General features: G+C 47.2%; 7 protein-coding genes. 1 reads left to right on the forward strand and 6 read right to left on the reverse strand.

The window, feature by feature from the left end; genetic code table 11:
- Positions 1-14 precede the first annotated feature (14 nt).
- Entirely contained in the window at positions 15-1859 is a 1845-nt protein-coding gene (locus tag BMY63_RS05905; RefSeq protein WP_091900184.1) for a DEAD/DEAH box helicase, read from the forward strand.
- Between the two features lie 63 nt (positions 1860-1922).
- On the opposite strand, the gene BMY63_RS05910 is transcribed toward BMY63_RS05905, so the two are convergent.
- From BMY63_RS05910 to BMY63_RS05935, 6 genes are all read right to left on the reverse strand, one after another.
- Positions 1923-4514 carry a sugar-binding domain-containing protein gene (locus BMY63_RS05910; protein ID WP_091900183.1) on the reverse strand — a complete coding sequence of 864 codons (2592 nt, stop codon included), beginning with the start codon at positions 4512-4514 and terminating at the stop codon, positions 1923-1925.
- Between the two features lie 225 nt (positions 4515-4739).
- Positions 4740-6857, reverse strand: a complete 2118-nt coding sequence (locus BMY63_RS05915) for a S46 family peptidase (RefSeq protein WP_091900182.1) — start codon at positions 6855-6857, stop codon at positions 4740-4742.
- 58 nt (positions 6858-6915) lie between these two features.
- Positions 6916-8412, reverse strand: a complete 1497-nt coding sequence (locus tag BMY63_RS05920) for an oligosaccharide flippase family protein (RefSeq protein ID WP_091900181.1) — start codon at positions 8410-8412, stop codon at positions 6916-6918.
- Positions 8413-8437: 25 nt separating this feature from the next.
- Positions 8438-9727 carry a nucleoside recognition domain-containing protein gene (locus BMY63_RS05925; RefSeq protein ID WP_091900180.1) on the reverse strand — a complete coding sequence of 430 codons (1290 nt, stop codon included), beginning with the start codon at positions 9725-9727 and terminating at the stop codon, positions 8438-8440.
- Positions 9728-9905: 178 nt separating this feature from the next.
- Positions 9906-11525 carry a DUF4842 domain-containing protein gene (locus tag BMY63_RS05930; protein WP_091900179.1) on the reverse strand — a complete coding sequence of 540 codons (1620 nt, stop codon included), beginning with the start codon at positions 11523-11525 and terminating at the stop codon, positions 9906-9908.
- A 161-nt stretch (positions 11526-11686) separates the two neighbouring features.
- Positions 11687-13333 carry a hypothetical protein gene (locus tag BMY63_RS05935; RefSeq protein WP_091900178.1) on the reverse strand — a complete coding sequence of 549 codons (1647 nt, stop codon included), beginning with the start codon at positions 13331-13333 and terminating at the stop codon, positions 11687-11689.
- Positions 13334-13444: the final 111 nt, after the last annotated feature.

Consider the following 13444-nt stretch of genomic DNA (forward strand, 5'->3'; position numbering starts at 1 on the left):
AATAATACATATAAATGAGAACATTTAAGGAGTTAGGAGTCAGCGAGGTCATTCGTAAGGCCGTAGAGGAATTGGGATTCGTTCAGCCGATGCCAGTACAGGAGGCGGTGATTCCCTATCTGTTGGGAAACAGAAACGACGTGATTGCTCTAGCTCAGACGGGAACGGGTAAGACGGCGGCATTCGGTATTCCGCTGTTAGAGCACATTGATTTGTCAAGGCGGGAAACACAAGCATTGGTGCTCTCGCCAACGAGAGAGTTGTGCCTTCAGATAGCCGATGATATCCGTGACTTTGCCAAGTATATGGATGGTCTGCATGTGGAGGCCGTTTATGGCGGTGCGGCCATAGAACCGCAGATGCGTGCTTTACAGAAGGGCGTGGAGATTATAGTGGCTACACCGGGACGACTTGTTGACTTGATGCACCGTGGCAAGGCTCGTTTGGAACAGGTAACGAACATCGTGCTTGACGAGGCCGACGAGATGCTGAACATGGGATTTTCCGATAGTATCAACGAGATATTCGAATCACTCCATGAGGAACATAATACCTTGATGTTCTCAGCCACTATGAGCAAGGAAGTGGAGCGAGTGGCAAAGACCTATCTGCACGATTATCAAGAGATTGTGGTGGGAAGCCGAAATGAGGGTGCGGAGAACGTGAACCATATCTATTATATGGTAAACGCCAAGGATAAATATCTTGTATTGAAGCGTATCGTGGATTATTATCCGCGTATTTTCGCTATTATTTTCTGTCGAACGAAAGCTGAGACACAGGAGATTGCTGACAAACTGATCCGCGATGGTTATAATGCAGAATCATTGCATGGTGACCTCGCCCAACCGCAGCGTGATCTAACGATGCAGAAGTTCCGTAGCCATTTGATACAGTTGCTTGTCGCAACCGATGTGGCTGCTCGTGGTCTCGACGTTGATGACCTGACGCATGTCATCAACTTCGGACTGCCTGACGATATTGAGAACTACACCCATCGTTCGGGTCGTACGGGTCGAGCAGGAAAGAAGGGGACGTCGATATCTATCGTCCACTCACGCGAGAAGTTCAAGATCCGTAATATCGAGAAGGTAATCGGTAAGGCCTTCGTACAGGCAGAGATTCCATCGGCTGAGGAAATCTGTAAGAAACAACTCTACAAGGTGATGGATCAGATCGTGAAGACGGATGTTGACGACGAGGAAATTGCTCCTTTCATACAGGATATCAATCGTTATTTTGAGTATATCGACAAGGAGGATCTAATTAAGAAGATTGTATCATTGGAGTTCGGGAAATTTCTGGCTTACTATGCCGAGGCTCCGGAGATTGAGGAGGTTGTTCCCGATAGAAAGGAGAAAAAGCCACAGAGCGACAAACAGAAATTGCAGAACAAAGCCGCAAAGGGTTATAAGCGATTGTTTATCAACCTTGGCAAGCGTGACGGGTTCTATCCTGGTGAGTTGATGCAGACACTTAACCGCTTTGTGGGTGGACGACAGGAGGTGGGACATATTGACCTGCTTGACACAATTTCCTATTTCGAGGTACCAGAAAAAGATGCCAAGAAGGTGATGATTCAGCTGACGGGTATCCGTTATAAGGGGCGCACAGTTCGCTGTAACGATGCCAATCAGGCACCAATGGATAACAAGGGGGCACAAAAGGGTGGTAAGAGTTCTAGGGGGCACGATGCAACCGACAGATTAATATGTCAAAAAAAAGACGACTGGTGCAGTCTTATACACTCAGACGGTGGTCGCTCGCAGGGTAAGAGAAAGGCTCGAGAACTGAAAGGACCAGAACCTGATTTCTCAGAAGAAGGATGGGCCATGCGTCGTCCCCGAAAGAAAAAATGAGAAGAGCCGCAATGTGAGATGTCCTCCGAATGTTAAGAAATAATCTTCGGAGGGCATCATATTTTAATATGGTGAGATGTTGTTTAGTTCTCCAATTTTTCCTTCGACAACGGGCGTTGTTATCAATCGCAGGAAATCATCGAGGGTGATATGGGTCTTAGGGGCGAAATCACGAGAGGTCATATATTCAAGAAGACTAGAGTAGAAAGCGCGCCCCTCAGGGTAAGCACTCGCTTTGTTGAGATCAGCCATGCAGATAAGCAACTTACCTTTTCCTACTTGGAACTCGAATACTAGCCCGAGTTTATGGTTACGTTCAATGTTGTCGATTACCTGTACAATAGGGCGGTAAATTTTGCTGGTGTTGGCGAGAATCATCGGGTGGCTGTTCTTTATCACGGGAAACCATTGCCAATTAGTATGCATCTCGGTAGGGAAGCTCTTGAAGAGCGGATGTAGGGGGTCGGTCAGGATGCCGAGGGTACCAGGTGAGACCATCTTCTTATTGTTCTCTGAGATGGTTTTGAACATCCGGTAGTTCCAGTAGTCGGTCTGGAAGAGTCCGCCAATTGTCAGGTCCGAGGTTCCTGGCATCAACAATACGTTTTTACCTTTCTCTAGTTGTCGAGCTATCTGGGCCGTGAGTACATCGGTCACAATCACTTTTCTCTGTAGCTTTTTAAGGTTGTTGTTGTCAGGATAGACCCATAGGTTGTAGGTGTTATGATAGGGAACACCATAGTATTCGGTGTCATCAATGCAGAGCAACAACTGTAACTGGGTGGGAATGTTGAGGTGGTAGAGATTGATATCCAATTTTCCAACATCGAAAAGTCCTTCAGTAGAAAAAAGTTTCATCTCACCAGATTCTGTTATACCTGGTCCAGTGAGTTCCCAATGGAGTGTCTTGCCATCAAGTGATTCTCCGCTGTAGTTGGCAACTTGAATACGTGCGTGGATGCCATTCTCGGTGGTGAAACAGAAACGATCGGTAATAAATAATGGTACCACTGGTGCACACCATTGACGCCACTCCCTCTCTGTACAGAGTCCCTTAGAATCCATGAATGCATCAAGGATACCGACATATGCAGAACCTTGTCCGGGGTAGTCTTGTAGGTCGAGAAGCTGAAAACCGGCCATGTTCTTCGTGCGCAGGTCCATTTCGATGTCCTGTTTGTAGAGTTGGAGAGACCAGAGACCACTGGCTTTGTGGAAGTCGTCCGCTTGGTCCAGCATACCGGCCTTTTCGAGTTTTGAACGGAAGATCTCCATATTGTAAGGGTATAGAACGCCTGTGTACTTCTTGATTTCATCATAGCAGGGATAGGTCTGGAATTGGGCTGTCTCATGACTGATTACGGGGATTGCAAATACTTGTGAACTATTTTCTGGGAAAGCTCGAGCACAACCTTCTTCGAAGTTCATCTGTGTGTTGGGGTAGAAGTGGTTGATTATACCACCGTCGTCGGCATCGGCAAACGAGAATGAACCCCGAGTGTGGGTGTTGTAATTCCCCCAACCTTCACCACCTACACGACAGGTGGTAAAGTAGTCCATGCCAGCCTTCACTCCCTGATAACCGAGGTAGTAGTTTGAGCCGAAGGTATACAGCTTGTCAGGGGCTATTTTACGGAAGTCGTTAACAAACTCGGCCATTTTATCGATACTACCCCACAATTCGTTGCCGAGAGCGAACATCCGGAACGAGGGGTGATGACCATATGTACGAAGGATATTTTCACCCTCTTTGTGAAGGAACTGCATGAGGATTGTGTCACTGGCGTTGAAGTCGCCCCAAAAGGGTAGCTCGGGTTGAAGGATAATACCCAAGTCGTCGGCGGCAACGAAGGCGGCTTCAGGTGGGCACCAGGAGTGGAAGCGTATATGGTTCAGACCATAAGCGGCACAGGTGCTGAGATAATCGTGCCAAGATTCTACATCCATGGCCACATGTCCTGTCAATGGCCAGACACATGCATCATGTTTACCACGTAGGAAGATCTTATGCCCATTGGCATAAAAGTGTTGTTTCTCAATATGGAAGTTGCGAAAATTCGGGTGTACCTCAGGTGTGGTGTTATGTTCCAGACTATCTGTTCTCATTTCAATTTTTCCGATGATGCCGTTCCAGTTGGTCTGGGTGTCTTCGGTATAGGCATGGCTACTTGCATACAACTGTTGAGGCACACCGCTACCATTATCGATCATGATGGTCAGTTCGTGCTTGCCGGGGGTGAGTACCGCCGATAGGTCGAACACTTGGGGGGTAGAGATGTCGTTAGACGAGCCTATGAATTTTGAGTCGATATATACCTCAGACGGTTTCGTACGTTCAAGGAACAGATGGATGGGAAGGCCTCTCCAGTTGTCTGGAATCTCTATTATACGTTTGTACCATGCACGTCCCTGATATGTGTAGAGACGGGAGAGATGGGTGCTCTCGTCCTTTTTTACAATCGGGTAACCCTTCTTGTTCGTGTCTGTCGTCCCCGGCAGTTGGATGGTCTCTGTCAGGGAATCACTGGGCCCGATTGTTGCCTCACGGTCAAGGGCGAACAACCATGTCCCACTAAGGTCAATACGTCGGATGTGGTTATCTGCCATCGCACAGAGACAGAATAGGATCATTAGGGATAAGATTGGTTTTCTCATTGTTTCGGTTTTTGTTGGCGAAGGTACAAAAAAACAGGTAAATAACCAAAAGAACAATGACATTTCCTTGGTCTCTCATGTTAAAGATTAAACATTAAAGGATAACAATTTTTGTTCTTAAAATCTATGTCATAATCATAAAAACGATCTCTCTTGAATGAGAAGTGCCATGTGTCTGACAATACACATGGCACTTCTTGCGGATGATTGGAGAGTTTATAGATTCTAATGCGCGTTGATTTCCTTCAGTAAACGATTGGCCTTGCCCCAACTCTCCATCATGTAGAGGACGTAACGGATATCTACACCAATGCATCGAGCAAGTTGCTTATCGAAAAAGATGTCACTCGACAGACTATCCCAGTTGCCGTCGAAAGCCAGACCGATGAGTTCGCCTTTCCCGTTGAACATCGGTGAACCACTGTTACCGCCGGTAATGTCGTTGTTCGATAGGAAACAGAGATGCATCTTACCTGTAGTATTGTCGGTATACTGACCGAAGTCCTTGACGCTGAGCAACTCTTTCATGATGGGCTCTGCTTCGTAATCGATAATTCGGTCTGCTTTTTCCATCTTTTCGACGATACTCTCTGCTGTGGTGTAGTACCCTGATGGTTGACCTGCTAACAGATACTCTCCAACTTGTCCGTAAGAGAGTCGCATGGTGAAGTTTGCGTCACTATAGTTGGGGAGATCCTCTTCCATGCGCAACTTAGCGGCGCAGAGATAGCGTTCCATGATGTCGATGGAATCAATGGTCTCAAGGATATCAGAACGTATCTCTGCTACTGTAGAGAGTAAGCTCTGACCATAGATCACAGCAGGATCGCGTTGGAAACTTTTCTTGTTAATGTAGATCTTTTTGCTTGCCATCAGTTTCGACCTCTTATAGAGATTGTCAACGAACTTTTGGTAGTCGCCTTTGTTGTCTTTATCAATGGTGTTAAAGAACTCAGGTAGATATTTGGCCTCCACTTGTAAACGGTAATGCTTCAGCAGAGCGGCGAGGATCTCACGGTCGGTGTCGTAGTCCCATTCATCACTATTATCTTTGAATTCAATATAATGCTTCTTGAATATGCCATCTTTGCCCTTGACAAGGGCATCGTTCTGTGAACGGACAGCTCGGCGAGTCATCTCGTCTGTGTTACTGCCACCGAACGTCTCGTTAAAAAAAGTTAAGGCACGGACAGCCTTGAGGCGTTTGTCGTAGAGCTGCTGCAGTTTGTCGAAATCAAGTTGTCCCAGCAGATAGCCCGTGGAGTCTTGCCATTGGCGGATTTTCTGCTCGAACTGAGCCTTCTGCCTGATGAGACCGATGCTGTCAATACACTTGTTCATTCCGATGGAGTTCTTCCAATAATTTGAGCTACGGGCATATTTTGAGTCGTATTTGATACGAACAGCCTCGTCGGCACGCATATGACGAATCATGATGTCTTGCTTCACCTCACGAGTCTTGTAACGGGGCTCGTTGATGGCATCACGGCGTTCCCGGATGCCGTAGCTAGATAGATAACGACTGGTAGAGCCGGGGTAGCCGATGGTCATCGAGAACGAGCCCGGCACATAGCCCTGTAGAGAAACGGGTGCCCACTTCTTCGGGTGATATGGCACGTTATCTTTCGAGTACTTTGCTGGGCCACCTGTCTTGGGATCAACATAGATACGGAACACAGAGAAATCACATGTCTGGCGTGGCCACATCCAGTTATCGGTCTCACCACCAAATTTTCCCATCGACTTAGGCAGGGCAAACACTAGACGAACATCGGGGTAGTCGCGATAGGTTGTTAGGTAGTATTGATTACCCTCATAGAAAGGTTTGATCTCCACGCGCAGAGTGGAATCCTGTTGGGCAATCTCTTTCTGCATAGCATTCTCGATAGAGTCGATAAAATGGGCTCTTTTTCCTTCTTCCACTTTTTTGAGGCCAAGGGAGTCGATGAGTGAGGTAATATCCTTCTGCTCAATCATGAAACTCACGAATAGATCCTCGTTGGGCAGTTCTTCCTCAAGACTGTTCGATACAAAGCCGTTGAGCATATAGTCATGCTCTACGGTAGAATGTGAGCGGATGGCGTCGAAGCCACAGTGGTGGTTTGTGAAGACGAGACCATCTGGAGAGACAACCACACCAGAGCAGTAGCCACCGAAATTCACGACACAATTCTTAATGGCATCGTCGCCTTCGTAGAGTGCGCCATAAGGCAGTTCGTAGTTTTCCTGCTTCATTGTTTCATAAACGGCGTTCGGTAGGTTGTACAGAGTCCACATTCCCTCGTCAGCACGGGCAATGCTCAGTGATAGTGTTGCAATTAATGCAAATAGTAGTTTTTTCATATCTAATACATTTATTATATCTTAAGTATATGTTAAGTAATTATATCTATTCTTTCTCCTACTTTTTCGCGAATATCTTCCCTATTATCGGGAGACTGCTGAGGGGGAAGTCTTTTTTTACTAGATAGACAACAAAGACAGCTATTAGCAGGGTATTGATGATGAGCGCAATCCAGAGAGGAAATGCTCTATTGGCATATTGAATTCCTATAAAGAGGAAGATGGTAAGTATTAGGTAGATGGTCATATCCTTGATGGGGTAGGTGATGGGATAATACCGCTGACCGATAAAGTAGGAGAGAATCATAGAAGTGGCATAAGCTGCGAATCCTGCCCAGGCGCAGGCCATATAACTGAATCTTGGAATCAGTAGGATGTCAATTACAATAAGCACCACTGCTCCAATGCCAGAGAAATAGGCTCCCCAGATGGTTCTGTCTGTTAGCTTGTACCAGAATGACAGATTGAAGAACACTCCAAACATAATCTCTGCTGCCATGACGATAGGTACTACACGCAAGCCTTCCCAATAACTTTCGCCAACAAGGAATTTCAAAATGTCAAGATAACCCATCACCATGAGAAAGGCCAGTAGAGTGAAGACTAGATAGAACTTCATCGCCTGTGCGTATGTCTCACGGTTGTCTTTATCCTTGGATTTACCAAAGACAAACGGTTCATAGGCGAAACGGAAAGCTTGGGTAATCATGACCATGATCATGGCAATTTTAATACAGGCACCATAGATGCCAAGTTGGGCGCGCGCTTCTTCCTGTGATCCGTCGAAGAAATAGGGGAATAGGATTTGCGAGGCCGCCTGATTCAATTGTCCTGCTAGTCCCATCACAAGCAACGGCCATGTATAATTAAACATTCGTTTACAGGTGACTTTGTCAATTTTAAATGGTATTGTACCCCATTCCTTCCTGAGCATCAGTAATGTGGCACATGTACAAAAGAGGTTGATATAGAAAACGAAGGCAACATCCAGTGTGAACTGTTCGTCATAGATGCCAAATAAGTTCAACTTCAGTGCTGGCAGAATAATCAGATATAATATGTTCAGGGCGATGTTCATCAGAATGTTAATAATCTTCAGCATCGCAAACTTGATCGGTTTGTGGAGATAGCGCAGATAGGCAAAGGGAATTGCCATGAAGGCATCAATGGCTACCGTAACGTACATTACTGCAACATATTCCGGATGGTCAGCATATCCAACGACTGATGCTATTGGGTGCAGGAAGAGCATGACTAATAGCGCGGAGACCAGGGATGTCATCATCACCATCGTAAGTGTCGTCGAATAGACTTTCTTGGGATCCTCTCCTTCCTTGCTCATAAAGCGGAAAAAGGTGGTCTCCATACCGAAGGTCAACAGGATGATCAGCAGCGACACATAGGCATAGACATTAGTAATGATTCCATATTCTCCACCAGAAGCCGCAAAGCGAGCCGTCTGAATCGGGACTAACAAATAGTTGATGAATCGCGCAATAATGCTACTCAGCCCATAAATTGCCGTATCTTTAGCAAGTGATTTCAGATTCTCCATCTTTCAAAACAATAATTAAATACATTTATCCGAAGAACAAATACGCGATTGCTATTGCTGCAATGATGCCGGCGAAGTCGGCCAGGAGACCGCAGGCTACAGCATGGCGTGTCTTTCGGATACCAACACTACCGAAATAGACGGCGAGGATATAGAAGGTCGTATCGGTAGAGCCTTGGAAGATACAACTTAGTCGTCCCACGAACGAGTCGACGCCATAGGTGGTCATCGCATCAACCATCATACCCCGGGCACCGCTTCCCGAAAGCGGCTTCATCATGGCAGTGGGAAGGGCTCCCACAAAATCAGTGTTTCCACCACAGACGGTCACTGTCCATTCGATACAGCAGATGAGCATATCCATGGCTCCCGAGGCACGAAACACCCCGATAGCTACGAGGATCGCTACAAGATAGGGGATGATACGGATGGCAGTCGTAAAGCCGTCTTTTGCCCCTTCGATAAATGCTTCATAGACGTTTGTCTTTTTTCGCAACCCAGCAACGATAAAGGCGATGATGATAAACATCAGCAGGATGTTTGCTGCAGAAGTGCTGACCTTGTTTAACAATAGCGAGTCCATCTGCCCGAGCCCCCAGATAATAGCAGCGACGGCTACTGCGATGGTGCCGAGCGTTAATAGCATTGTCCGGTTCAATAGGTTGATGCGTTGGTAGAGACTTGTGATGATAATGCCTGCAAGAGTGGAGAAGAACGTGGCCAATAGGATGGGTATAAAAATGTCCGTCGGTTGGGTGGCTCCCAACTGGGCACGATATACGAGGATAGAGATGGGGATGAGCGTTAGCCCGCTAGTGTTCAGCACGAGAAACATAATCATCGCGTCCGATGCAGTAACTTTCAACTCTTCTGCCTTAGTCGCATTGATCTCTTCGGCATCCCTCATGGCTTGTATCTTCTCGTTTTTTACCTCGTCCAACTGCTCCATGGCTTTCAGACCGAGGGGGGTGGCGGCATTATCGAGGCCGAGCATGTTTGCTGCGATATTCATGAAGATGGAACCGGTGACCGGATGACCTTTGGGGATGTCAGGAAATAATCTGATGAAGATAGGACTAAGCACTTTGGCGAGGATGTTTACCACACCACCCTTCTCACCGATTTTCATAATCCCGAGCCAGAGGGAGAGAACACCCGTCAGTCCGAGAGAAATTTCGAAGGCGGTCTTCGACGATGCGAATGTTGAATCCATCATGGCAGGGAAGACCTCAAGGTCTCCCAGAAAAATGAGTTTTATCAAAGCAATAACGAATGCGATGATAAAAAAAGCGATCCAGATATAATTCAATACCATATTCTGTGCAAAGGTACGAATAAGAGAGAGAAAAAACAAAGAAACTTGTTTCTTTTTTTCCGAGCAAAAGTACCTTCGCTGTCGTAAACGGCAAAAATAGGAGAAGTTGAGCGGAAAAACAAATGGGACATCAGCATAGACTGATGCCCCACGATAAGCTATTATGTGTTGATATGGATTAATACCATGAGACAGATGGGTTTCTTACCCAATCAGCGAAGTCTGGATATGCCCTTTCGATATCCTGACGTTCATCGCACCATTCGAAGGTGGGTTTCACGGCGATTTTATGGGGCGCGCGTCCCCTGTTAGCCTGAAGGGTGAGGGTGCCGCTCTGCTTGGTGACAATGATGGGGATGTTGATGGCATTGCCGTTGTAACTGTTGTCAACAACAATGGTTACTGGGTCCAAACCGTCGATACCACCGTTGGCATGGGTGTTAATCATCGTCGAGGTTGTGATGCTCCTGCCCGGGTTGGCCTCTGCGAACTTCTCATGCACTTCAAAACCTGCCACAGTCAGCGGTAACGTACCGCCGGCGGCCAGCAGTTTGATAGTGGTTTTACCAGAGGACGGAGTGTTGTAGTAGACATCAAACACCACATCGTTGAAATCGAAGTCACCTCTCTCATCGACGGTTAAGTCTTCTGCGATGATACGTACGTTGGCACCTGGAGGAGGGGTTGTCCCCTTTTTCTTTGCATCTGTGATGCAGACAATCCAGTCACTATAGTAACCGTCAGCACAGCCAACCTCTGCCCAGAGGTTTCCCTTCGTCTGGTCATTGTCTACGTAGCGGTCTTTAATAGGAAGAGCACCTGGGGTGCCGGCGGGTACGATGGTATGGGCATACTGGTTGGTCTCGACCTTCAGATAGGGGATAGTATGGGCCTGATCATAATAGAGGATGTTACCCCGCCAGTCACGGGCATAAAGTTGATTCAGGTCGACTTGTGCCTCATAGTCGAAGCCAACGAAGTTGCGGTTCCACTTGTCGGTCACGGGTGCTCCCAGATCTCCAAGCTCACTGTGGGCGTCGGCCCAGGCGTCGATGGTGGCGGCACTGATGATGACATAATGGTCATCGTGCTGTATCTCACCCTGTGTCTCGTGCCATCCGAAGCAGTCGGTCTTGGAGTTCTCCATGAGCATGATATAGTCGGTGTGGAACTTCTTGTGGTTCAAATTCTCCGCCTCGCTGGCGTCAGCCCTTGGCCAGCCAGCCTCATAGCTTACACCATCCCAAACCTCGGAGTTACTGCTACAGTTGGCATCGTTGTAGTTGTAGATGTGATCTTGATTGGAGCCGGCAGTCAGTTTGTCCATATGCTCACTACCCGGTTCCTGTTGGTTGTTGAAAGTGTATTTCTCAGTGCTGTAGGTAATCAAGGCCGCCGATCCGTTGTTCAGTGGCGTGGTAGCTCCTTTGTACACGTCTTGCACAAAGAAGTTCTTGTAGTCGATGGGCTCGTTCTGTGGTGTCTTGTTGTATTGAAAATAGAGACGCACCCTCTTCTTTTGGGCCGTGGTTAGTGTCTCAGGCACCTCCCAAGTCTCACCCCACATATTGGCATTAGGATTGGAGGTTCGTGTGATAGCGCGTGTCTGAGCAATGAAAGAGTCGAAGCCCCAGTCCTGGTTCTCATCAGGCTGACCGAAGCGGATGGTAAAAGCTTCCTCGTAGTTTTTCACGGGATCAAATGTGTTGTCTCCGTTTGTCTCAAAATCATGTGAGCAGCTGGTAAAAGAGAAACAAAGTGCGACAGCTGCCATTTCTGTCATCAAATACTTTTTCATATCAAAGTCAAAATTAGATCGTTAGTGCACTAATATCTTGCTTTTATAATATGCAAAGATAGAAAATTAATCCTTATCATGCAACCTTTTTGAGGATTTTTTGCATGAAAAGGGGGCACCTACGTGAGTAGATGCCCCTTCTCAAAGTATTTGATGTATTCTCAATACCAAATCACGGTACCTGGGTGGTTAGCCTGAACCCACTGGGTGAACAACGGGTACTGTCCCTTAATGCTTACAAGCTCGTTGCACCAGTTGAAGGTGGTTTCAACAGCAATCTTGGCGGCGGGCTCGCCTTTCACAGCCTTGAGCTCCATCCATGTGTCGTTCTTCTTCACTTCAATCTTGATGTCCTTGGCATTCGTCCAGTCGCCTATCATTGAGAAACTGACAGGTGTCTTGCTGGCGCCCTTCAGCTTCTGTGAAGGATCTTTCGGGTTCTGTGTATTTTCTGCGTTGGTGTTCACCATCACATCGGTGTTTACACCGAAGAGTTTGTGAACTTCGTATTTGTCATTTCTGTTGATGCGGAGCGGAAGGGTACCGCCGGCGGCTTGCAGGATACAGTCAGCGCCTGTGGCTGTCAATTTGACGTCGATGACGATGTCATTGAAGTCGAAGTCGCTGGCATCGGTGGCACTTAGGTCCTCACCGATGATACGGATCCATTTGGGCTCCTCGATGATTGTGCCCCTTGTCTTTGCGTCGGTGATACAGACGATCCAGTCGCTGTAGTAATCATCGGCACAACCAACCTTTGCCCAGAGATTACCCTTTGTCTGGTCATTGTCCACATAACGATCCTTGATAGGATATGCGCCGGGGGTACCGGCGGGTACGATGGTGTGGGAGTATTGGTTGGTCTCCACTTTTAGGTAGGGAATTGTATGAGCCTGATCATAATAGAGGATATTTCCCCTTCCGTCACGGGCGTAGAGCTGGCTCATGTCCACTTGTGCCTCGTAGTCGAAGCCAACGAAGTTGCGGTTCCACTTGTCGGTCACGGGTGCACCTAGATCTCCGAGTTCACTATGAGCGTCGGCCCAAGCATCGATAGTAGCGGCACTGATGATGACATAGTGGTCATCGTGCTGGATCTCACCCTGTGTCTCGTGCCATCCGAAGCAGTCGGTCTTGGAGTTCTCCATGAGCATGATATAGTCGGTGTGGAACTTCTTGTGGTTGAAGTTTTCGGCCTGACTGGCATCAGCCCTTGGCCAGCCAGCCTCATAGCTGTAGCCATCCCATACCTTGTTGTTACTACTACATTTTGCATCGTTGTAGTTGTAAATGTGATCCTGTCTGGAACCGGCTGTCAGCTTATCCATATGGTCACTACCTGCTTCCTGTTTGTTATTGAAACTGTACTTTTCCGTACTATATGCGCTCATGGCTTGTGAGCCGTTGTTCAGCGGCGTACCTGCGCCTTTATAGACGTCCTGCACGAAGAAGTTCTTATAATCGATGGGTTCGTTTTGTGGTGTCTTGTTGTATTGAAAATAGAGACGCACCCTCTTTTTTTGGGCAGTAGTCAGTGTTTCGGGCACCTCCCAAGTCTCTCCCCACATATTGGCATTAGGGTTGGCTGTGCGTGTGAGGGCGCGTGCTTGGGCGACGTCCTCGTCAAAGCCCCAGTTCTGGTTGGGGGAGATGGTGCCACCTACATACTTCTTAAACGCTTCCTCATAGTTTCTGGTCACCTCCTTCTCAGGGATGTCTGGATCGTAAAGATTCGTGTCATGTGAACAGCTATTGAATGCGAGGCAAAGTGCAACAGCAGTCATACCTGTCATCAAATACTTTTTCATGTTAGTTTGATAATTTTAGTTGTTTATATTTGGATTTGTATACTCTCGTTCTCTCTCCAACTTTCTTGAAAAAGTCTTGCAAATATACACCAAAATATAATAGGTGGTGTG

This window comes from Prevotella aff. ruminicola Tc2-24 (assembly GCF_900110895.1).
Lineage (GTDB): Bacteria > Bacteroidota > Bacteroidia > Bacteroidales > Bacteroidaceae > Prevotella.

What these genes read in the sequence shown, in the direction of transcription:
- BMY63_RS05905 (WP_091900184.1), top strand. Translation starts at nt 15, where the DNA reads ATGAGAACATTTAAGGAGTTAGGAGTCAGCGAGGTCATTCGTAAGGCC.
- BMY63_RS05910 (WP_091900183.1), bottom strand. Translation starts at nt 4,514, where the DNA reads ATGAGAAAACCAATCTTATCCCTAATGATCCTATTCTGTCTCTGTGCG.
- BMY63_RS05915 (WP_091900182.1), bottom strand. Translation starts at nt 6,857, where the DNA reads ATGAAAAAACTACTATTTGCATTAATTGCAACACTATCACTGAGCATT.
- BMY63_RS05920 (WP_091900181.1), bottom strand. Translation starts at nt 8,412, where the DNA reads ATGGAGAATCTGAAATCACTTGCTAAAGATACGGCAATTTATGGGCTG.
- BMY63_RS05925 (WP_091900180.1), bottom strand. Translation starts at nt 9,727, where the DNA reads ATGGTATTGAATTATATCTGGATCGCTTTTTTTATCATCGCATTCGTT.
- BMY63_RS05930 (WP_091900179.1), bottom strand. Translation starts at nt 11,525, where the DNA reads ATGAAAAAGTATTTGATGACAGAAATGGCAGCTGTCGCACTTTGTTTC.
- BMY63_RS05935 (WP_091900178.1), bottom strand. Translation starts at nt 13,333, where the DNA reads ATGAAAAAGTATTTGATGACAGGTATGACTGCTGTTGCACTTTGCCTC.